The organism is Chitinophaga lutea, assembly GCF_003813775.1.
Taxonomy (GTDB): Bacteria; Bacteroidota; Bacteroidia; order Chitinophagales; family Chitinophagaceae; genus Chitinophaga; species Chitinophaga lutea.
In genome coordinates, this window is record NZ_RPDH01000003.1 from 208604 (window position 1) to 231747 (window position 23144).

General features: G+C 54.4%; 13 protein-coding genes. 10 read left to right on the forward strand and 3 right to left on the reverse strand.

Annotation, left to right across the window (positions count from 1 at the left end):
• The first annotated feature begins 12 nt into the window (after positions 1 to 12).
• The 4 genes from EGT74_RS23880 (at position 13) to EGT74_RS23895 (ending at position 9935) form a co-directional block, all read left to right on the forward strand.
• Entirely contained in the window at positions 13 to 1827 is a 1815-nt protein-coding gene (locus EGT74_RS23880; protein WP_123849137.1) for a RagB/SusD family nutrient uptake outer membrane protein, read from the forward strand.
• 407 nt (positions 1828 to 2234) lie between these two features.
• Positions 2235 to 4568, forward strand: a complete 2334-nt coding sequence (locus tag EGT74_RS23885) for a hypothetical protein (RefSeq protein WP_123849138.1) — start codon at positions 2235 to 2237, stop codon at positions 4566 to 4568.
• A 21-nt stretch (positions 4569 to 4589) separates the two neighbouring features.
• Positions 4590 to 7583, forward strand: coding sequence for a LamG-like jellyroll fold domain-containing protein (locus EGT74_RS23890; protein WP_123849139.1), 2994 nt, complete (start codon positions 4590 to 4592; stop codon positions 7581 to 7583).
• Positions 7584 to 7673: 90 nt separating this feature from the next.
• A complete protein-coding gene (locus EGT74_RS23895) occupies positions 7674 to 9935 on the forward strand; it encodes a glycosyl hydrolase family 95 catalytic domain-containing protein (protein WP_181954775.1) in 2262 nt (753 codons plus the stop codon).
• Positions 9936 to 9939: 4 nt separating this feature from the next.
• Here EGT74_RS23895 and EGT74_RS23900 read toward each other — a convergent pair whose 3' ends face one another.
• Complete coding sequence (locus tag EGT74_RS23900) at positions 9940 to 10812, reverse strand: DMT family transporter (RefSeq protein ID WP_246008295.1); 873 nt, start codon at positions 10810 to 10812, stop codon at positions 9940 to 9942.
• 514 nt (positions 10813 to 11326) lie between these two features.
• Between EGT74_RS23900 and EGT74_RS23905 the strand changes: the two genes are divergently transcribed.
• From EGT74_RS23905 to EGT74_RS23930, 6 genes are all read left to right on the forward strand, one after another.
• Positions 11327 to 11923 (forward strand): RNA polymerase sigma factor, encoded by a 597-nt coding sequence (locus tag EGT74_RS23905; RefSeq protein ID WP_158618283.1) that lies wholly within the window; start codon positions 11327 to 11329, stop codon positions 11921 to 11923.
• A gap of 70 nt (positions 11924 to 11993) precedes the next feature.
• Positions 11994 to 13160: a FecR family protein gene (locus tag EGT74_RS23910; RefSeq protein WP_123849143.1), complete on the forward strand. Its 1167-nt coding sequence runs from the start codon at positions 11994 to 11996 to the stop codon at positions 13158 to 13160.
• A gap of 218 nt (positions 13161 to 13378) precedes the next feature.
• Positions 13379 to 16702, forward strand: coding sequence for a TonB-dependent receptor (locus EGT74_RS23915; RefSeq protein WP_158618284.1), 3324 nt, complete (start codon positions 13379 to 13381; stop codon positions 16700 to 16702).
• 18 nt (positions 16703 to 16720) lie between these two features.
• Positions 16721 to 18403 (forward strand): RagB/SusD family nutrient uptake outer membrane protein, encoded by a 1683-nt coding sequence (locus EGT74_RS23920; RefSeq protein ID WP_123849145.1) that lies wholly within the window; start codon positions 16721 to 16723, stop codon positions 18401 to 18403.
• A gap of 110 nt (positions 18404 to 18513) precedes the next feature.
• A complete protein-coding gene (locus EGT74_RS23925; RefSeq protein ID WP_123849146.1) occupies positions 18514 to 19554 on the forward strand; it encodes a PEGA domain-containing protein in 1041 nt (346 codons plus the stop codon).
• 75 nt (positions 19555 to 19629) lie between these two features.
• Positions 19630 to 21081: a glucosidase family protein gene (locus tag EGT74_RS23930; RefSeq protein ID WP_123849147.1), complete on the forward strand. Its 1452-nt coding sequence runs from the start codon at positions 19630 to 19632 to the stop codon at positions 21079 to 21081.
• Positions 21082 to 21159: 78 nt separating this feature from the next.
• On the opposite strand, the gene EGT74_RS23935 is transcribed toward EGT74_RS23930, so the two are convergent.
• Together EGT74_RS23935 and EGT74_RS23940 are read right to left on the reverse strand one after the other, a co-directional pair.
• Entirely contained in the window at positions 21160 to 22329 is a 1170-nt protein-coding gene (locus tag EGT74_RS23935; protein WP_123849148.1) for an FN3 domain-containing metallophosphoesterase family protein, read from the reverse strand.
• A gap of 143 nt (positions 22330 to 22472) precedes the next feature.
• Positions 22473 to 23069 carry a 2OG-Fe(II) oxygenase gene (locus tag EGT74_RS23940; RefSeq protein ID WP_123849149.1) on the reverse strand — a complete coding sequence of 199 codons (597 nt, stop codon included), beginning with the start codon at positions 23067 to 23069 and terminating at the stop codon, positions 22473 to 22475.
• Positions 23070 to 23144 lie beyond the last annotated feature (75 nt).

The window sequence follows — 23144 nt, forward strand, 5'->3', positions numbered from 1 at the left end:
AATCAGGTAAACATGAAATTTCAACATAAATTTTTGACGCTGCTCTTAACGGGCGCTGCTGTGATCGGCGGCAGCCAGTCCTGCAAAAAAGGGCTGGATTACGAGAACAAAAACAACCTGAATCCTGAAACCGTATGGCAGGATTCGGCGATGATCAAATCATTCCTGAGCGATATTTACGGGCGTATGATGCCGGGATGGCCTTTCAACGGCAACAGTTCCGATGAGGGCATCAGCAACGTGCGCAGCATGCCCGATTATTCTCGCGGCATCATCTCGGTATCGACCACTACTTCCAGTCTGAACTACGAACAGATCGACCGTATTAATTTTTTCCTTGATCAGCTGTCTGAAACGCCGGCCAGTATACTGTCTACGCCCACTAACCAGCAGTACCAGGGCGAAGCCAAATTCTGGCGTGCCTGGGCTTACTGGGGAATGGTGAACAACGTTGGCGGCGTGCCGCTCATTTTGCACACACAGAAAACAGACGACCTGAAAGCGCTGTTTGTACCGAGAAACAAGACCTCGGAATGTGTGGCGCAGATCATCAAGGACCTCGACAGTGCCATCATGCTCCTGCCGGGCGTACATCCCAATGCGGGCGTGAACTATGGCCGTATTACCCGTGTGGCCGCTATGGCTTTCAAGGGGAAGGTGCTGCTCAGCTACGCCAGCCCGCTTTTCAATCCTGGTAACGACGCCGCCAGGTGGCAGGCCGCTTACGATGCGAACAAAGCGGCGCTGGATTACGCGGTGGCACAGGGGCACGCACTGCATCCCACATTTGGTAAAATCTGGGTGCAGGAAAGGAACAAGGAGATCATCATGGTCAACCAGTTCCAGTATCCCAATCATCCGAACAATTTCAACGGCATCCGTCCGGAGCCGCTGACCAAAGACGCTTCCAACAACAACCAGCCCATTTTATCCCTGTTACTGGCATTCCCGAAAAAAGACGGTTCGCCGATGCAATTCGACAAGACGCAGCTGACCGACCCGGCTTACAACGCCCAGTTCCTCACGGATTTTTATACCAACCGCGACGACCGTTTTTATGCAACGGTGTTCTGCGGCGGTACGCCTTATCCGTGCCCGGATGAAGTGGCGCCCATTTACGTAAAAGGAAACAGCTTCTGGAACGTATGGCGGTACAACGCGGGTGAGAACAAATACGTGAACATCATGAACGTGATCCACCCCGCTATGCCGGGTAACCCCAGCATCACCGGCTTCTTCCAGCGGAAGGGGCTCGATACCACGGTGACGGCGGGCCTTGGCGGACAGGCGCAGACAGACTGGGCTGAAATCCGCTTCGCTGAAGTGCTGATGAACTACGGCGAATGCGCCAACGAAACCGGCCGTGCGGCTGAAGCCATCCAGGTGCTGAAAGACATCCGCAAGCGCGCAGGCATCCTCGCCGGTGTTGGCGACACGTACGGCATCACCGCCGTATCGAAAGCCGACATCCGCGAAGCATACATCCGCGAGCGCCAGGTGGAATTCGCCTATGAAAACAAACGCTTCGGCGACCTCCGCCGCTGGAAACGCTACGATGTGCTCAACAACCAGGTAACACGCCATGGCTTGTACATCACCCTCAAAGACGGGCAGATGGTAGTGCCGGCGGATAACATCATGACCGCTGCAGTGCGGGCGAAGTTCATGGCCAACTACATCGATAACCTCGATGGCGACGCCAACTTTAAATACAACCTGGATTTGAACCACTGGTTCTATGCCATCCCGGAAGGACAGATTTCACAGTCCAAAGGCGCATTGCAGCAGAACAAGGAGTGGGGCGGCGCATTTGACCCGCTGCAATAAAACAGATGCTATCCAATAATTTACCGGCTCAGTGTGGTTGTACCGTGGATGCAGGGGCCGGAAAAAAAGAAACAGATTTTATGACGTTCACAATCAATCAACAAGAAAGGCTACCTGTTATCTGTAAAGGATAAGGGGCAGGTAGGGTCTATGATCCTGACAGCTTGTCCTCTCCTTTGTTGACCCTGGTAACAGACGGAAAATCGATTCCGCCGTTCCCGGCGGAATTTCACCGGAATACCACCAGGTTGCAGTATCTGACAGGAGCACTTGCAACATCTCATATTCAACTGCAGCCGCGATTTTGCGGCTGCAGTTATTGTCGCCCGGCACTTGCAACGTTGTGCGGGCTATTAAAAACAGATATCTCTAAAATGATTACATCGCAACATTGACAAAAAGAAAGGATGATGAAAAAAAGATCGATACTGGTATGGTTGATATTTGTTGTGTATGTAAGCAGCGCGGCCGGGCAACAGCGCGGCTTGCCGGAAATGCTGCGCCCGCTCAACGGCGGGCTGCAGGTTTCCATTCAGCAGTACGAAGGGAGTGCGCTCCGCAATACGCGCCTTTTCCACAACAATGAACTGACGGACGGTGAAAATACCTGGCAGCTCGCCTGGAAAACCGCGAAAGCGGCGGATGGCCGCAGCTGTGATGTAACGCTCACCTGCAAGCTGGTTAAAGGCCGCGCCGCAGCTACTGCGCTGTCTGTGGCGTTTGCGTTCGGGCAGTGGGATGTCCGTAATTATGTAATGGTACCCGGCATCGTATATAACGGCAACCGTTACCGCGCCATCGGCAATGGCTACAACCCGGATTATCCGAAAGATATGTACTTCAACCCGGCGGTACCGCTAACCATTTCCAACAACCCGAGGCTGTCGCTTTCAGCAAACGACAGTTCATTCCTCGAGCTCTCCACCACCAACACCGCTGCACCGGCAATGAGCTTTTATTCGCCGGCGGCGGGGAAAAGCTGGATGGTGCTGACGGAACAGGGTACCCGCTGGGGAAACAGCGGGTTGTTCATTCAAGAAAATAACCGGCGCGACAGCTGCATATTCCGGATTTCGGCCCCCGCCATGCGTAACCGCGCGGCGGGCTTCGGCGATTTTCACCGCAGCGGCGACAAAGCGCCTGACTGGAACGAGGGCGATGAAATGGTGCTACGCTTCCGGGTATATGTATCGGACGCGGATGGTATCCCCGGTCACCTGCAGCAGTTTATGCATGCGCGCAAATCCGTGACCGGGCCTAATCAGCCGCGTAACCTGGTGCCGATGAGCAAATTGGTGCAGTTGGGAACAGATATCTGCCGCGATAATTTTGCGGAAACCACCGCCGGCAAATATTATCTTCCTGAAAACAGTCGGCATTTCCAGCTGGGCTGGGTAAGCGGCATGATCAATACTTTCCCCATGCTCGCGCTCAACGATGCCACGGAGCGGAGAAGAGTAGCGGAAGAACTGGATTTCATCACCTCGCGGATGCAGGGGAAAAGCGGTTATTTTTATGGCTTCATCAGTGCGGAGGGCAAGCTCGGTACTGAAAAAGCCCATCCCGATTTTCCCGCCCTGCAGGCGATGGTGCGTAAGAACGGGGATGTATTGTTCTGGCTGATGAAACACCTGCTGCTCCTGAAAGCGCAGGGCCACGGGCATATCATCAAACCGGAATGGGAAACAGCCGCCCGGAAACTGGCCGGCGCATTTACCACCACCTGGAAAAAATACGGGGAGTTTGGCCAGTACATCTTGCCCGAAACAGGCGAGATCGCTGTGTTCAATTCCACAGCCGGAGCGATTGCCCCCGCCGGTCTCGCGCTGGCAGCGGATTATTTCCGCCAGCCAGAGTGGATGACCATTGCGGAGGCCGCTGCTGCACATTATTATCAGCGCGATGTGGAACAACAGGGATTCACCAGCGGCGCATGCGGTGATATTTCTCAGGATGCAGATTCGGAAACCGCTTTCGGTTTCCTGGAGTCGCTGATGGCGTTGTATAATTACACCGGCAAACCGGTATGGCTGGCCCGTGCCAAAGTACAGGCCGCACTCTGCTCCAGCTGGGCCCTGGCATATGATCCGGTTTTCCCTCCCGGCAGTACTATCGCAAAACTGGGCGGCCGGATGACCGGTGCCATCTGGGCCAGCAGCCAGAACAAACATGCGGCGCCGGGCGTTTGTACTTCCTCTGCAGACCATCTTTTCAAATTATACCGCGCCACCGGCGACGAACAATACGCAGAATTGATCCGCGACATGCAGCATGCGCATACCGAGGCGGTGAATATGCCCGGTCACATCACCACCAATTATCTCATCGGCAGCAGCATGGAACGCATTCAGCCGAGCGATGCGGAAGGGAAAGGTGCCATCGGCAACTTCATCCATACCCGCAACTCATGGACAGAAACAAACGGCATTCTCATGGCGATGGAGCTGCCAGGTATTTACGTGCGGCCGGGAGAAGGAAAAATGTATGTGTTCGATCACATCGGGGTGGCGAGGGTAGCGGAAGACCGGGTTTCCGTGACGTTACGCCTGACCAACCGCACGCCGTACGCCGCTGCCGTATCGGTATTCGCGGAAAACGCCCGCAAGGCGTCGCAACCATTGGGGTACACCGCATTTTTGCGCTGGCCGAAAGTAAATGTGCCTGCCGGCGGTGAACTGACCGTACGGATTACGGCGGACGGAAAGGTGACGCTGCAGCCAGCGGCGGACAATCATCGATAAACTTTACAACAGCATATTGTGATGAACTACAGAAAAGGATTAATGAACACGCTGCTCCCTGCCGCATTCACTGTAATGACGGGCAACGCCCTCGGCCAGCAGGCCCCCGTGGTGTATTACAACATGGGCAGGGCAGGAGCCGTGACCTATGCAACGGCCCCGGATACTTTGTGGCAGGCAGCCGGCACACGCCTCCCGCTCAAAAGGAGAGGGCAGCCCCTGTTTTTTGCGGACGCACCGGCGGAAAAGAAACTGTCCGGGGAAGGAGCGGTGTTGTTCCAGGATAATGCAGGATACGTTTCATTGGGAACGGCAGGCGCAAAAGGGGACTTTGTGCTGGAAGTATGGCTGCAGGCCAATGCACGGCAGGGCGCGGCCGACCGCCTGCCGGCCAAAACATCCGTCGTGCACATCGGCTCACAGGCGAAAGGCTACGGTATATCAAGAGAGGGCGGCGAATGGGCGCTTCGTACACCCGGAAGCGTTGCAGGCACACCCATAGGCAAAGTGATGCCCGGTGAATGGGCGCACATCGCGCTGGTGAGCACCGGTAAAAACGTGTCCGTTTACCTGAACGGCAAAAAGAGCCTCGACGTGCCCGGCACAACGGCGCTCGATTCAGATTCTCTTTTCCTTGGCGCCATTGGCCGTACGCCGGCTTTCAGCGGTTTGTTGTATGATGCCCGGCTGACGAAGCTGGCAAACGGGAAATTCAATCCTGCCAAAGACCTGCATTATAACCAGCAAACCGTCGCCCGCAACAAACAGCTGGCAGACAGCAGGCAGAAAGCGATCATCGCCGCCATCGTTGCCAATAAAAAAGTCAACACCGTAGATGTACTGACGGAAAATGCCGTGCAGCAGGACTGGCTGGTGACAAAAATCAACCGGCCATCGGCATTGTCGTTCCGCCAATCGCCCGACGGGCTCACCGGTAAGCTGCAACTGTCGAACGGCCTCATCAGCCGCGAGTTTTACATTGGCGACAACCTCGCCGGCGTCAGTTTCAGGAACCTGGCGAATGGCGCGCAATATCTCCGTGCGGTGAAGCCGGAAGCAAGGATCAAGCTGGACAGCACCTGGTACGATATCGGCGGACTTTCCGGTCAGCCGGAAAAATCATACCTGCTGGAAAGCTGGCTGAAAGACATGGTCACCGAACCGTCCGCATTTCAGTTCACCGGGCTGGAGCTCCGGCAGCCGCAGGCGCGTTACCCCTGGCAGCAGAAATACAACGCGGCGCATGCGGACTGGCCGCCGAAAGGTCTGCAGGTGGTGATGCACTATGAAGCACCCGGCAGCAAACCGGAGTGGAAGAACAATTTTAAAGTGTCTGTACACTACGAAATATACGACGGCATTCCCGTGCTCGCAAAATGGATGACCATCCGGAACGGAACAGGGAAGCCCGTGCTGGTGGCGGAAACGGAATGTGAAGTGCTGGCCGTGTGCCAGGACCAGGAAAAACGCCTGCATGTGGAAAGCGATTATTCCTTTGCATTGGCGAATGCGGACCGCCGCGGTAGTGCGCTGATGCATTACAAAGGCGAACCGCCTGCGTACCACGTAGGCGGCTCCACTACTTCCTGGCAGGTAGACAGGGATTATCACACCTGGGCGTCGCATAACCAGGCGGAAGACAAATTCCTCGATTTTCCACATCATTCGCTGTTGGTGAGTAAGCTGCCCATGGGGCCCGCCGATATGCTGGCGCCGAAAGATACCTTCACGTCCTTTACCACCTTCGAAATGCTGCACGACAGCGACGACCGTGAGCGGCAGAGTTTGGCCCACCGCCGGTTCTACCGTACGCTGGCTCCGCAGGTGACCGAATCGCTGCTTACCGGCGGCATCACGTCGCACGACCGCGCCGAGCTGAAACATTTCATCACGCAGATGGGGGAGCTTGGTTTCGAACGGCTCGATATCATGGCATGGCCCGGTATATCGCACGACCGGCTCGATACCGGGTATGTGGCATTGTGGAAAGAGATCGCAGCTTTTGCAAAAGAAAAAGGCATCGTGATGGGAGGCTATGAATTGCAGGTAGCATCACGGGGCAGGGGGAAAGAAGTGGATTGTGTGGACCCGGAAAGCGGCAAACCCGGCAGCCTGTTCGGGCAAAGCGTTTGCATCGCGAGTGGATGGAAGGATACGTATTATCCCAACATGTGGAAGTTTTACGACCGCACAGGCCTGATGACCTACAATATGGACGGACCGTATCACGGCGACGTGTGCGCGGCCACCACGCATGCGCATCACAGCGGCCTGGAAGATTCACAGTGGAAGCAATGGAAAACACAGGTGGAAGTACTGCATGAACTGCAGCGCCGCAATATGTACGTCCCCATACCGGACTGGTATTTCCTCAACGGTCAGTCGTCTACCGGCATGGGCTACCGCGAGGCCAGCGCCAACCTGACGCCGCAACAGCAGCTGCTGTTGGGCCGCCAGTATATCTACGACGGCACCTGGCATAAAACGCCGACGATGGGCTGGCTCGGCTTGCAGCTCGTTGGTTTTTACACCAACGATCCGCGTGTAGGGCTGGAACCATTGTCGCAGAACCTTCACCGCTACGAAACTGGCCTCTTCCAGCACCTTGCCAGCGGCTGCCAGTTTACGGTAAGGGGCAAACGTTTGTACGATACGCCTGAAACCAAAGCGATGGTGTCGAAATGGGTGAACTGGTTCAAACTGTACCGCGACATCCTGACGGCGGACATCATCCATCTCGGCCGTCCGGACGGGCGGGACATCGACCTGATGCTGCATGTCAATCCTTCGGCCGGTAACAAGGGCATGCTCGTTGCCTTCAACCCCACCGACCGCGCCATCACAAAAACAGTGCGGGTGCCCCTGTATTATACCGGCGTTAAAGGGAAAGCAGCCATCTCCAACGGTAATGAAGACCGCATGACGCTCGCGCTGAACAATGACGCCACGGTGGAAATGCAGTTATCGCTCCCCGCGGGCGGGTTTGGCTGGTACCTCATCCGGCAGGCAGAATAAACGGCGGGTACAGGCTCGCAAAAAAAATCGTATTATGGGGTTAAATCCGGTTGCCGGCACAAGGCAACCGGATGTAAAAAGATGCACTCTATGAAATTTATTGTCTGTATTTGTTTGTCGCTATTGGCGGCAGGCGCGGTGGATGTATACGCCCAGCCTAAACCCGAACATAACCTTCGTTTTAATCATCTCGCCAAAAGATGGGATGAAGCGATGCCCCTGGGTAACGGCATGATGGGTGCGCTGATCTGGCAAAAAGAAGGAAAGCTCCGCCTTTCGCTCGACAGAGCGGATCTATGGGACGAACGCAAAGCGCTGGACATGTCGAAGCTCACTTTCAAATGGGTGGAAGAGCAGGTGCTGAAAAAAGATTATGGCCCCGTACAGGCCGTGGGCGACCATCCCTATAACGCCATTCCATATCCGACCAAACTCCCGGCAGCTGCCGTAGAGTTTGATATCCGTTCCCTGGGCGAGGTAGCGTCCAATGAACTGGATATCGCCACCGCGCTCAATACCGTCAAATTCACCAACGGGACCGTGTTCAACTGTTATATCCATGCTTCGCAGCAGGAAGGGTATTTCAGTTTTGAAAACCTGCACGATACTTCTTTGGCCGCATTACCCCGACTGCTGGCACATAATTACAACGGCGGGAAACGGGAGAACGATAACAGTCATGCCGGCGAAGGCCTGGAGAAACTCGGCTACGCCAAAGGGACCATCACCCAAAACGAAAATTCCACGCTGTACCATCAGCCTATTTACGACGGGCATTATTACGAAGTGATGATACAGTGGAAAAAATATCCCGGCAACAAGGTGATCGGCAGCTGGACGATCAGCAACGACCGGCCCGCCAAACTGTCGCGTCTCACCAGCACGGACGAACCTACGGAGTGGCCCGCGCATCTCGCCTGGTGGAAAAATTTCTGGGCGCAGTCGGCCGTGGTACTACCCGATAAAGCCGTGGAGAAACAATATTACCTCGAATTGTACAAGCTCGGCAGCGCAGCCCGCAAAGGTGCTCCTGCCATTACTTTGCAGGCGGTATGGACGGCCGACAACGGGAGCCTGCCGCCCTGGAAAGGAGATTTCCACAACGACCTGAACACCCAGCTGAGCTACTGGCCAGCTTATACGGGCAACCGTTTGGCGGAAGGCGCCACGTTCACCGATTGGCTCTGGAAAATACGGCCGAAGAACAAGGAGTATACAAAAAGTTATTTCGGGGTGGAAGGACTGAATGTACCGGGCGTTGTAACGCTTGGCGGCGACCCGATGGGCGGCTGGATCCAGTATTCGCTGTCGCCGACGGTGGTGGCCTGGTGTGCCCAGCACTTTTACTGGCAGTGGAAATATTCGATGGACAAACGTTTCCTGAAAAAGCAGGCTTACCGCTACATCCACGAAGCCGCCACGTACCTCGAGAATATTACCCGGCTGAAAGACGGCGTACGGAAGCTGCCGCTGAGCTCCAGCCCGGAATATAACGACAACCGGATCAGCGCATGGTTCCTGGAATGGAGCAATTTTGACCTGTCGCTCGCAAAATTCCTGTTCACCGCTGCCGGCGAGGTGGCTACGGCCATGGGGAAATCCAAAGAAGCCGAACACTGGCAGGCAATACTGGCGCAGCTGCCGGCATACGAAGTCAATGAAACCGGCTTCACGGTGGCCCCGGGTCAGAACCTCAACGAATCGCACCGGCATATGTCGCAGTACATGGCCATTTATCCGCTGGCCCTGCTCGACGTCAATAAACCCGAAGACAAAACCATCATCGACAATTCGCTGAAACGGATTGAAGAAAAAGGGACGATGGCCTGGTGCGGTTATTCGTTCAGCTGGATGGCGTCGTTGTACGCGCGGGCCTACCAGGCAGACAGTGCGGTGAAGCAGTTGCAGATTTTTGCGTCCAACTTCTGTTCGCCTAACAGTTTCCATCTCAACGGCGATCAGAAAGGCGGGCAATATTCTTCCTTCACCTACCGCCCGTTCACGCTGGAAGGTAATTTCGCCTTTGCGCAGGGCGTGCACGAACTGTTGCTGCAAAGCAGGAACGGGTATTTGCAGGTATTCCCGGCGGTGCCCCGCAGCTGGAAAGACGTTTCGTTCGAAAATTTAAGGGCCGAAGGCGCCTTCCTGGTATCCGCCGCGAAAGAAAACGGGGTGCCTTCAAAAGTGACCGTGGTGGCGGAAAAGAAAGGACTGCTGCGGATACGGTTGCCGTTCAGGACATGGTTGTCCAAATCCATGCCCATGTCGGCCTTTACCATATCGGCAGACGGTATTGTGACCGTGCAGCTCAAAAAAGGACAGTCGGTAGTGTTTGAGAACGGATATGAATAAACCGCTACTTCGCGAATTTTCGCGAACCAGCCACACAGAGAATAACGCCGACCGTGACGCCCAGCATGCCGATGCTGACCTGTTCGTGCAGCAGCGTGGCGGCGAGGGCCAGCCCGAAAAACGGCTGCAGTAACTGCAGTTGTCCGACGGCGGCGATGCCTCCCTGGGCGAGGCCGCGGTACCAGAAGATAAATCCGATCAGCATACTGAAAAGGGCCACATATCCCAGGCTGACCCAGGCGGGGGTGCTGACCCCGGCGAAAGATGCGGGCTGCAGGAGAAGTGTTAAAGGCGCCATGAACGGCAGGGACAATACCAGCGCCCAGCAGATGACCTGCCAGCCGCCAAGCGTTTTAGACAGTTTGGCCCCTTCGGCATAACCGAGGCCGCATACCAGCACGGCCAGCAGCATAAGGATGTCGCCCGCCGGTGACGCCGTAAGGCCTTGCGCAACGGCAAAACCGATTACCAGCAAACTACCCGTGATCGAAAAAATCCAGAACGCCGGGCGGGGGCGTTCACCTGCCCGGATGACGCCGAAAATAGCGGTCGTCAGCGGCAGCATACCAAGGAAAACGATGGAGTGGGCCGATGTTACATATTGCAAAGCCAAAGCGGAAAGCAGGGGAAATCCCACCACCACGCCTATGGCAACGATGATCAATGAAAAGAGCTGCGACCGCACCGGGCGCTTCTCTTTAAATATCAGCAGCAAACCCAGCGCCAGTACGCCTGCAATGGCGGCACGGGCCACGGTGACGAACACCGGGCTGAAATCCTGCACGGCTACCCTTGTGGCAGGCAGGGAACCGCTAAAAATAAGTACGCCGATAAATCCGTTTATCCATCCGCCGGTGGTATTATCCGTCGATGGCATAGTGCGCGCTGCTGGCATGGCTTCCGTGAAATTTCCTGCAAAATAGAGAACGGTGGTCAATAAATACAGTATCAGATTTGATTGTTTTGAAAGGTGCAGTTGTCACCTGGGAGGAGATGAAAGACCACATTAAAACGGGGAATCCTTCTTTCGCTTCCCCGGATACCAACGTTGCTGAATGCCGTTCCGCGCAAAAATAACATGCAAAACGGTCAAAATAGAACTGGTGCAGCGCCCTTGTTGTCACTTACATTTGGCGGGCATCCCTTCCGCACGTTGAACCGAACTCCGCGGCCCGGAGAAGTTATGGGCGGAAATGACAGCAGGTTAAAAACTGCATAGAAATGGTCAATCGGTGATAACGGGCCTATTGGTTTTTCCGTTACCTTTCCTGCACGATTAACTGACAAGCTGAAACAAAAAACCAAAATTATATCCACAGGATTGATAGCGATGGTTGGCATTCCACGCTTACACCGGCCACTATATTCCACTTATAACCGTCTATTACACTTTGCAGGTTATTCCGTTATACAATGAAACAGCCCTTCTGGCGAGGGTGGCGGAGGGTGATGAAACCGCCTTCAGGAGAGTTTTTGACCATTATTGGGACAATGTCTACGGCGTTGCCCTGGCTTTCACCAAATCGGCTGCCATCGCCGAAGAAATGGTGCAGGATGTTTTTCTGAAAATCTGGCTGAAGCGGGAAAAGCTCTCAGGTGTGGAAAAATTCGACGGCTATCTTTTTATGGTGGCCCGGAACCATATTTTTAATGAACTCCGGAGGAAAGTAAAAGAGGAGGAATTTACCGATCACCTGTTCGGCTATTTCCTGGAAACGGCGCAAACGCCCGACGCGCCGCTGCTGTGCAAGGAACTGGAACAAATGGTAGAGACGGCCGTGGCAGGGCTGCCGCCGCAGCAACGGGCCGTGTACCAGATGAGCCGCCGCCAGGGCCTCAGCCAGGAAGAGATCGCCGATTCGCTCAATATATCCCGCCATACCGTGAAAAGCCATATGAATAAAGCCTTACAGGCCATCCGGCACTATATGCAGCAACGCCACGAAACGGAAATCCTCCTGGTCATTTATTTTTTTTGCCGCAACTAATACCTCCCCTCAAATTTGGTGTCTTTACTAATAGACCGGGCCAACCGGTGAAATTTCACGCTGATACAACATGGATAATGCACGTTTGAAAACGCTGCTGCAACGCTACCTTAAGAATGATCTCTCTGCCGGTGAATTACAGGAACTCCTGGAATTGATGCGCGGGGATGCATCATACGGCCACCTGCAGCAGGCCATTGAACAGGCCTTGACTGAAAATTCGTTTGCCGGTGCTGCCGACAAAAGCCGCGCCGATGTTGTTTTCCGGGGCATCATGGAAAAAGCGGCGGAAGTCGCGCCCCGGAAACGGATATCCCTTTACCACATGGCCGCCGCGGCGGCCGTTATCCTGGTGGCCGGCGCATTGTCGCTGCTCTTCCTGCATCCGTTCCAACCTGAAAAGCCGGGCATGGCCCATTCTTCCGGAAACACTAAAAAAGCGGTATCACCCGGTACCAACAAGGCACTGCTGACGCTGGCCGACGGCAGCACCGTGGTGCTTGACAGTGCGGGCAGCGGCACCGTTGCACAGCAAGGAAATACCCGGGTATTGAACCTTGGCACCGGCCGGCTGGTGTACACGCCCGGTCAAACAACAGGAAGCATTGTGTACAACACCATCTCCACGCCCAGAGGGGGCCAGTTCCAGGTGGTGCTCCCCGACGGCAGCAAGGTGTGGCTGAACGCGGCATCGTCTGTGCGCATCCCTTCCGCTTTCACCGGCCACGAGCGACAGGTGGAACTGACAGGGGAGGCGTATTTCGAGATCGCGCACAACAAGGAAAAGCCGTTCAGGGTCATTGTGGGGGAAACGGAAGTGAAAGTACTGGGCACACACTTTATCATCAATGCATATGCGAATGAACCGGTGCTCAGCACCACCCTGCTCGAAGGCCGCGTAACGGTGCGCAGCAAAGGGAAAGAGGTGGCCCTTATACCGGGGCAGCAGGCGCGGGTGAAAGAAGGCATCAAAGTGCTGGAACAGGTAGATACGGAGGCCCTCACGGCGTGGATGAACGGCCGGTTCTCTTTTAACAACGCCGGCCTGGACGTGATCATGCGCCAGATCGGAAGGTGGTACGATGTGGAAGTGAGATTCAACAGCACGATCACCGATACCTATAGCGTGGACATATCCCGGCAGGTGCCTCTCCCCGAATTGTTGCGCTTCCTGGAACTCAGTGGAGGCGTACGTTTTACCATGAACGGAAATAAGATCGTGGTCGACAAAAACTAAGTGAAACAGTTGTCTGAACGAAAAACGGGAAGTGTTTGCGGCACTCCCCGGGAATAGTTGGATAACTCAATTATACAATCATAGGGACTGCTAATTGTTTACATCCAAACACTCACAAAAGTATGCAAAATGTTTTTTGTAGGGCCCCTTTTTCCGGCGGCCGCTACGGCGGGTTGAAACAACCCCGGACGCATTTTTTCGCCAAAATCCGGTTAGTCATGAGGCTGGTTACGTTTTTTACACTGGTGTTGCTGGTACAGGCCAACGCGGCAACAAGAGCGCAGACCATTACCCTTTCGCTGAGGAACGCTCCGCTGGGTGCGGTATTCAAGGAAATCCGCAAACAGGGTGGGTACAATTTCGTGTACAATACCGGCCTGTTGAAGCAGTGTTCCAATGTAGACATCGAGGTGAAGCAGGTTTCCCTCGAAGAAGTGCTGCGCCTGTGTTTTAAAAATCAGCCTGTTTCGTACGGGATCATCGACAAGACGATCATCGTCAGGAAAGGCGCTCCGGAAGAAAACGGTTCGTCCAGCGTTTCCCCGCCCGTTTACGCGGAGGTAACGGGAAAGGTGACGGACGAAGACGGCGCCCCGCTCATCGGCGTAACCGTGCAGCTGAAAGGTTCCAGCACCGGTGTGGTGACCGGCGCGAACGGGGAATTCAGGATCAATGTGCCGGATAACCGGGCAGGCGTGCTGCAATTTTCCTTCGTGGGCATGGAAAGGCAGGAAGTGACGGTTGGCGGCAGATCCAGTATCCGCGTGGTATTGAAGAGGCTGGTATCGCAGCAGCAGGAACTGGTGGTAGTGGGCTACGGCGCACAGAAAAAAGCCAGCCTCACCGGCTCGGTAGCCTCCCTGAAAGGAGACGACATCGCCAAAGTAGCGACCGCCAACGTGTCTAACACCTTCGCAGGGCGCATCCCCGGTGTGATCGCCAATAACCGGTCCGGCAGGCCGGGCGACGATTATTCGTCCATTTACATCCGCGGCTTTAATTCCTTCAGCGGGGGGGTAGATCCGCTGATCATCGTGGACGGTATACCGGACAGGAACCTCGACCGCATCAACCCCGACGACATCGAAAGCGTAACGGTGTTAAAAGATGCCGCCGCGGCCATTTACGGCGTTCGTTCGGCCAACGGGGTGATACTGGTAACCACCAAAAGAGGGAAGGCCGGCAAGCCGCAGATTTCCTATGAGGGCACCTACGACATCCAGCAGCTGACGAGGATGGACCGCCGCGTGAACTCCTGGCAGTACATGACCTATTACAACGAACTGAACGGCTACCGGGGCAATACATTGCCCTATACGGCCGAAGAGATCGCAAAACATAAAGCGGGCAACGATCCCAATTACACGAGCACGGATTGGCTGAGGAAAGTGTTCCGGCAGAATGCGCCCCAAACCAGCCATGGTGTTACCGTGCGGGGAGGAAGCGAAGCTGTCAGGTTCTTTATCTCCGGCCGTTACATGTCGCAGCAAAGCAACTGGCAGAACAGCGATGAACGCTACCGCAACTATAACCTGCGCTCCAATATCGACGCCTCGGTGTCGAAGAACCTGAAAATCAACCTCGACATCGCCGCCCGGAAAGAAGAAAGAGATTATCCCGCGCTCCCTTCCGCCAACATCCTCCACGAAACGGTGAGCATGTATCCTTTCATCCCTGTGTTCTGGACGAACGGGCAGCCTTCCGCAGGTATTTCGAACGGCCGGAACCCTTACCTGATGACGTCGTCGGCGCCCGGTTACGACAAGGTGACCGACCTGGTGGTACAACCCAAGCTGGGCTTCGACCTTGCGCTGCCGGCGATCACGAAGGGATTGTCGGTGAGCGGATATGCGGCATTCGACTACCGCGTCAGGAGCGAAAAGATCTTTACCCGCCCCTGGGATGCCTATACCTACAGCCTTTCTACCAACACATACAACAATCAGAAATCAACCACTGCTATTCTCAGCCTCACGCAGGACGAACGCACCTACAGTATGAACACGTACTTCTACAAGGTGGCGTACGACAGGGCGTTCGGACTGCATAGTTTCAATGCGTTCGTGGGGTACGAGCAGACCGTCAGCAGCTACCGTAAAACCACCGCTTACCGGCGGAACCTCGTGAGCGACCAGCTCGACCAGCTGTTTACGGGCAGCACGGTGGATCAGAATGCTTCCGGTAGCGCGGACCAGGACGGGCGCGAAAGTTATCTCGGCAGAATTGGCTACGCCTATGCCGGTAAATACCTCGCAGAGGTGGTGGGCCGCTACAACGGTTCGTTCAACTTTCCCGAAAACAAACGCTGGGGGCTGTTCCCTTCGGTGTCTTTGGGCTGGCGCGTGTCTGAAGAGCCGTTCTTCAAAAACAACGTGACCTTCGTCGATAACCTGAAAGTTCGTGGGTCATGGGGCCTGATGGGCAGCGACGCGATTTCGAAATACCAGTATATCGCCCGGTACGGGCTGGTGGCCAGCGGTTTGTCGAAACAGTACAATACCTATTTCGGCCCGAATTATTCAGAAGCCACCGCCATCTACCTGTCGTCTGTCCCGAATGCCAATATCACCTGGGAGAAGCAGGATACGCGGAACCTGGGGTTGGACGCCTCGTTGCTGAACAACAAACTCAGTATCACCGTGGATTATTTCAGGAACCTCCGCAAAGACATCCTCGCACCGCGCAATGCTTCCGTTCCGTTATACACGGGCCTGAAACTGCCGGATGAAAATATCGGCCGTACACTGAACAGGGGATTTGATCTCATCGTCAACTACACGAGTCAGGTGCGTGCATTCAAATACAATGCTGGGTTCAATTTCACCTATGCCAAAAGCAAAGTGCTGTTCAGGGATGAAGCGCCCAATATTCCTGTTTATCAACGGTCTACGGGGCTACCCATCGATTCGTGGGTAGTGTTTGAAACCAACGGTATTTACCGCACCCAGGACGAAGTGAACCGTTCACCCCATATGGCGGGCGCAGCGCCCGGCGACCTGTGGCTGGTCGATAAAAACAAGGACGGCGCCATCACGAACGATGACCAGGTGCGTATCCCCGAGTCTGCTTATCCCAAAATTGTATTCGGGGTAACATTGGCGGGCGAATACAAAGGGCTCGCTCTGGAAATGGTATGGGCCGGGCAAACAAAAGCCAGGCAGCTGATATTGCCCCAGATGCAGGGCTCGGTGGTAGCGCCGCCGCAATGGCTCTATGACGGAAGATGGACGGCTGAAAACCCTGATGCGGCTTACCCAAGGGCATTCAACGCAAGGGATACGAGGAACTCCGTGTACGCAGACTTCTGGCTCATGGACGCGTCGTTTATCCGGCTGAAATCGGCCCAGCTGTCGTACCTGCTGCCGCGGAGCGTATATAATCGCATCGGCATCGAAAACATCCGGGTGTTCCTGAGCGGGTTCAACCTGTTCTCCATCGACCACATGAGAAAATACTACCGCGATCCTGAAACCAACAACGTGACCGGCATCAATTACCCGCAAACAAGGATCTACCGCGCCGGCATCAACATCGGTTTATAATCCATTAAATCTACCAACGTGAAAAGAATATACTCGACAATAGGCGTTGCATTACTGGCGGTTGCTTCCCTGACGGCCTGTAAAAAAAATGTGCTGGATAAAGTGCCGCTGGACTCGTTTTCCGACAAATCTGTCTGGAACGATCTGAACCTCGCAAAAGCATTTGCTGATTTTCAATACAACGTGCTGCCGAATCCCGGCCACTACTGGAACAAGTTGTCTAACCGCTCCTGGGCGCTGTCTTCCGCCTGCGATGAGGCGTTCAACAAGTTCGACGACTATAACGCTTCCATTATGAACTCCGGCGCGCTGACGCCCGATAACCTGGGTAATTTTGATATCTGGGACGAAACGTACAAACGTATTCAGGACTGCAACCTGTTTCTTTCTAAAATCGAAAGTGTGCCCGGCGACGCAGCTGTCCGTGGCCGGTTGAAAGGCGAGGTAATGTACCTGCGTGCATATGCTTACTTCAAGCTGATCAGCGACTATGGCGGCGTGCCGCTGGTGAAAACGCCTTTCAGTCTCAACAGTAATTTCGAAGTGCCGCGCAGTACGTTCGACGAGTGCGCGGAATTTATCGCAGCGGAATGCGATGCCGCGGCTGCTCTGCTGCCTGTGAATTACAGCGCGGGCAATAAGGAGTTCGGTCACGCCACGAAAGCCGCTGCATTGGCGCTCAAATCGAGGGTGTTGTTATATGCCGCCAGCCCGCAATGGAATGCCGCCAACGACAGCCGTAAATGGCAACGCGCGTCCGATGCGGCGAAAGCCGTGCTCGACCTGCAGGGTTTCCAGCTTTACACGGGCAACTACGCAGACATCTTTACCACCCTCAATTCGGAACTGATCATGACGCGCGGCGTGAACAAGGAACACCAGTGGAACGCGTTCCAGGGAGCGGAGATGTTCCTGTCGCCCAACGGTTTCCACGGCTGGTCGTCTTTCGCGCCCAGTCAGAACCTGGTAGACGCTTTCGGTATGGCCAACGGGAGAGATATTGCAGATCCCGCTTCCGGGTATAACCCGCAAAACCCGTATGCCGGCCGCGACCCGCGTTTTTACAGCGACATCGTTTTTGATGGCCGCCCTTACGGAAGGCCTGATTTTTTCAAAGACCGTTACGACGCGGGGCACAGCAATGTTGCCGAGATGTATGAAGGCGGCCTGGATTCCCAGCAGGGCTGGGATAACTGGAACGCCAGCTTCACCCGGTACAGTTTCCGCAAGTATGTAGATACCACCTTCAATTTTAATGTGGAAACACAAACCAACAAATTCTGGGTAGTGGCACGGCTCGCGGAAATTTACCTCAACTACGCCGAAGCCGAGTTCAACCTGGGACACGAAAACGTGGCCCGGCAGCAACTCGATATCCTCCGGCGCAGGGCGGGCATTGCAACAGACCTTCCGGGTACGCTGACCGGCGCAGCACTGTTACAGAAAATACAAAACGAACGCCAGGTGGAACTTTGCCTCGAAGGGCATCGTTATTACGACGTGCGCCGCTGGAAGATCGCGGATGTGACGGAGAATAAACAACTGGGCGGTATGAAAATCGTGAAGAACGCGGATGGTTCCAAAACTTATACGCCGATCAAAGTGCAGGACAGGGTCTTTAAGCCCCAGCACTACCTGCTGCCTATTCCACGTGATGAAATCAGGAGAACGAATCTGCCTCAAAACGCCGGTTACAATTAATAGCCGGCCGGTTGATAATGGATCGTAACCCCGTACGGCCCGTTCAGGGTACAGGAGCATTCTTCTGCCCGGCGGGTCGTACTTTTTAGTGCGTATAAAACAAAACGACTGTGAAAAAATATTTTGTTATAGTGGTGCTTGCAGGCATTTGCTGGTCCTGCAAGAAAAACAATCCTTCCGGCGAACCGCCTCCTGCTTCCGGTTACGTAAAAGTGACTGTTGCTGCCACGGAAACCGGCTTCATTTACCTCGACGGAAGTTATACCGGCATCCGGTCGCCCAATACGATTGAAGTGCCGAAGGGAAACCATGTCATCGGGGTGGCTTTGCAAAGTTCCTTTCAGTATCTGAAAAAGGAAGTCAACCTGACGGCGAATGCCACCGTGAATTTAACGGCAGCGGACAAACCGGCGCCGAAAGTATGGAAAGCGTTATGGATAGGGTTGCATGAAACAACCGGCAGCGCTGCCACAGGCGATTGCAGCACCCGTTTTTCCAAAGCCGATCTGGATGCGGGGTTCGATTTTTACAAGTGGAGCATCAGCCAGCACTTTGAGAAATATTCTTACGGTACGATGCAATGGGAAACTGAAAGGCGGGACATTTCCGTGCCGGTGCGTCTCAAAAAAGGCAGTAACACCTGGTTTACCGTAGAGCCCGATTCGATCACGAAATTGTTGCCGGATATCCGGCCCGGCGCTTACGATTGTATTTTTGTGTTCTGGCGGGAAAGTGAAGGCAATTGCAGTTTTACGAGCAATTATTTCGGCCTGGCATGGACCAACCCGATGAACGAAACCATCAAAACCGGTTTTGTGACGATCAAGTTCAATGCCGGTACGAATATCAACGACAGGATCAACTATTACAAAACCACCGATCCGGGCGTATGGCTGCACGAATGGCTGCATACGACAGGGGAATATTTCTACCAGGCCAAAGGGAAAAAGATGCCGCAAAAGGCCGGCGACGGATTAGTGGTGCATGCCGCCGAGCTGTACGGCTATAATTTTCCATGGATGAACTGGTACCTCGATTTTATTTCCGGCAGGGTGCCCGGTTTGCAGACCGGTTCGGGCTACCTGGGCATTGGCCCGGAAACCTTTTTGAAATGCACGGTCAGGGAAACGGCCGTGAATAACTGCCCCTGAAATCCTGTTGGGTCTTTGAATGATAACAATGAACATTGCCTGGCCATACGGGCTTCGGATTTTTAAATTATAACGATGAACATTCAGCATATTGTAAGAAGATGGCTGCTGCTGACGGCAATCTGTTGTGGGTATGGACTGGCGGCTGCGCAACACGCAGCGCTTACTTTCAGCACTACCGATACGGCCATGCAACTCGTTTTCGACCGGGCGCAACAAATGGCCATGCGTTACCGGGGTAACCCGGCAGACCCGGTGGGGCCATGGTACGAAGCGGCTTTGCCCGCCCGTTTTGCATTCTGTATGCGCGATGTGTCGCACCAGGTAATTGGCGCTGAAATACTGGGCCTGGGCAGGGAAAACAAAAACATGCTGACACGTTTCGCCGAAAATATTTCCGAGGGTAAAGACTGGTGCTCCTATTGGGAAATCAACCGGGATAACCGGCCCGCGCCGGAAGACTACCGGAACGACCGCGAATTCTGGTATAATCTCAATGCCAATTTCGACCTGCTGTTCGCCTGTTGGCGATTGTATATGTGGACGGGAGACACGGCCTATGTCCGTCATCCCGTGTTCACGCATTTTTTTGAAAAGTCCGTGAACGAATACGTTGACCGGTGGGTGTTGCACGAAGACTCGTTGTTAACCCGGCCCACCCATCCGAATGCCCCTGTTCCTTTTAATCCCCGCGATAACTTCCACCGCTGCCGCGGCCTCGCGTCGTATGTGGAAAACGTGCCGGATCTGAAGATGGGCATCGACCTTGTGGCGGCCATTTACAGGGGAATGCAGACTTACGCTGACATTTTGCAGTTGCAGGGACATCCCGTTCAGGCGCAGCAATACCGGCAAAGAGCTGCGCGCTACCGCCAAAAGATCGATGAGGCCTGGTGGGACGGCGAGACTTCCCTTTATTTTACCAACTATGCCGGCAATGGAAAGTTCGGGAAAGGCGAGGGAGAGGTATTCCTGCTGTGGTTCGATGCACTGACCGATACGCTGCGCCGGAAAAAAACGATCGACCACCTGGTGGCCGGTGAATTTAATGTCGAAAATACTTCGTACCTGCCGGCATTGCTCTACCGGTACGGTTATTGGAAGGAGGCGAACAAATACATGCGGTATCTCACCAATCCCGCTACACCCAGAAGGGAATACCCGGAGGTGTCGTACGCCGTGATGGAAAGCATCGTCGGTGGTTGGATGGGCATCACACCGGATGCGGTTCATAACACGATTGCCACATTCTACCGTGGAGGAAAGGAAGCCGTTTCCTCGCTTGATGGGCTGCTGCTGCTGAATACCACTGTTCGTGTGGAGCATACCGGTGCCGCCACGATCTTTGTCAACAAAGGTAAAGCCCCGCTTCGCTGGAGGGCGGTATTCGCCGGGAACCGGACGGCTATTGCAGTCAATGGTAAAAAGATGAAGGTAGCTTATACGGTCGACGCAAATGGTGATCGGCTGTCGTTTGTGGAGGTGATGGTAAAAGGAGGGGAACGAATGACGGCAAAATGCCTGTAGTATAACAAAACCCGCTCCGTGAGCGGGTTTTGTGTTGAATATCTTTTCTGAAAATGGGCGGCTGTTCTTCCGCCGCATTTATTTCGATGGTGCAATCGTTACCGCGTCGATTTTCTTCCCTTGCAGGTCGAATACTTCTATCTGCAGCTGCCGCGCATCGGCTTTTGCCTTGATGATCGCTGAATTGGAGTTCACCAGAACGGGGAAACGCCAGCCATTGGCTTCCGGCGCTTTTTTGACATGCCGGTGCAGGTGCCCAGACAGCATGATCTGGGCGCCGGCCTCATTGAGCAAAGGCACGAATTTCTCCGCCACTTCTTTCTCTCCGTGCCAGCCGCCGAATGGCGGAATATGCGCTACCACCACTTTATAGGGTGCGCTGGTATATTCGGGGCGTTTCAGGGCTTCTTTCAGCCAGGCTGCCTGTTGCGTGCGGTATGCATCATAATCGGCAATGCCGGTGTATTCAATGTCGGAGTCCGGCTTGTCTTCTCCCGTATCCAGCACCACGAAACAGACAGGGCCGGTGCGGACGAGGTAATACAGCTTGCCGGTGGCGGTAGGGAAGTACCGGGGGAATGCGGCGGCAAACTCCCCGCGCGTTTCGTGGTTGCCGCGGGCATAGTACATGGGGATGCGATCCGCAAAGATACGGATGGCCGTGTCCATGAACGAACTGAATATCTGGGCCTCGTTCCGCGAGTTGTTCTGCATGTCGCCGTTGAAGAACACAAGCTGGTTGTCTGTCCAGTCTACCTGCCCCAACAGTTTTTTGATCACATCATTTTGCTGGTGCATGTCGTTGATGACGGCGAAGTTGATGTGATCGGCCGAGGGATTATGCGTGGTGAAGGTGGGCAGTTCTGCCCGGTAAGCCGCACTGGCCGCGATGCTGCCGTATTTCACGATGTAACTCTCGTGGCTGAGCACTTCCTGCGTATAAACCCGGTAACGGTATCTGGTGGCGGGCCGCAACCCTTCAATCCGCACGCTGTGAACGGTGGATTCCGTTTTACTTCCATGCTCGGCCGCAAAGTATTTCGGGCGTTCCGTGGCGTAAAAATGAGAGCTGTCGGCAGGCGCGAGCTCCACCCAGGCGATCGCTTTTTTGTTGGTGGTCCATACGATGTTGACGCCGTTTTCTCCCAAAGCCTGGAGGTAAGGGCCGTGCGTGATGGTGAAAGGTTCCTGGCAAACGGAAACCAGCGACGTTAGTACAAACGCAACAAAGAGTAGGAAATTTTTCATCAGTACAGTTTATTATACGAGCAGACAATATAGGGCGAATTTGCGGGGATTCCCAGCATTCTGTCCGTTGCATGGAGAGACACTCCTTTGTACGAAAGAAAGTGATAGGAAGGCCGGTTCTTGTGGACCGCCTGCGGACTGTTCTAATCCCTTTTCAGCCAGCCGGTGATGCTCATCCTGGGTTTGTTCGCCACCAGCACTTCATGCTCCAGCTCGCTGCTTTTGAAGAATACCGTTTTGCCGCCGGTGGGGTCAATTTCCTGGGCGGCCTGCCCGGCATGTTGAATGGATAACTGCCCGCCATCGCCGGCAACCCAGTCTGTGTTCAGGTATATGATCATGGAGTATTGCCTGCTGGAATTATTGCGGAACTGGTCGATGTGTTTTTTGTAAAAACTTCCCGTTTTGTATAAAGCGTAATGGAACTCATACCCATTGATACCGGTGTAGCAGGAATTATTCAGGTGGAGGATGAAGGCGTCCATCAGTGCAAAAAAGGCGTTTTCATGAACGTCGTTATGTTTTTTGTCCAGCCAGTAAATGACGTCGCTTCGCACGGCTTTATCGTGTGAAACCTGTTCACTGTTGCCGGTGCCGGCGGACTGCATCTGCCGGTTTTCAAACAGCTGGATCAGGTTGTTTTTAAGATCGCCTGCCAGTTGAGGGCTTAGAAAGTTTTCGGCGATGCCGACCCTGTTTTCAACAAAACTGTTGATGAGGGTGTCGAAGATGGTTTGCAAAGAGCAGAGAATTATATGGACAGCATTATCCGTATTGCGGTGAAGGTAAGCTTAAAACCGGTAAAAATGGCGCGA

Coding starts and splice junctions, on each gene's coding strand:
- EGT74_RS23880 (WP_123849137.1), top strand. CDS start 13: ATGAAATTTCAACATAAATTTTTGACGCTGCTCTTAACGGGCGCTGCT.
- EGT74_RS23885 (WP_123849138.1), top strand. CDS start 2,235: ATGATGAAAAAAAGATCGATACTGGTATGGTTGATATTTGTTGTGTAT.
- EGT74_RS23890 (WP_123849139.1), top strand. CDS start 4,590: ATGAACTACAGAAAAGGATTAATGAACACGCTGCTCCCTGCCGCATTC.
- EGT74_RS23895 (WP_181954775.1), top strand. CDS start 7,674: ATGAAATTTATTGTCTGTATTTGTTTGTCGCTATTGGCGGCAGGCGCG.
- EGT74_RS23900 (WP_246008295.1), bottom strand. CDS start 10,812: ATGCCATCGACGGATAATACCACCGGCGGATGGATAAACGGATTTATC.
- EGT74_RS23910 (WP_123849143.1), top strand. CDS start 11,994: ATGGATAATGCACGTTTGAAAACGCTGCTGCAACGCTACCTTAAGAAT.
- EGT74_RS23915 (WP_158618284.1), top strand. CDS start 13,379: ATGAGGCTGGTTACGTTTTTTACACTGGTGTTGCTGGTACAGGCCAAC.
- EGT74_RS23930 (WP_123849147.1), top strand. CDS start 19,630: ATGAACATTCAGCATATTGTAAGAAGATGGCTGCTGCTGACGGCAATC.
- EGT74_RS23935 (WP_123849148.1), bottom strand. CDS start 22,329: ATGAAAAATTTCCTACTCTTTGTTGCGTTTGTACTAACGTCGCTGGTT.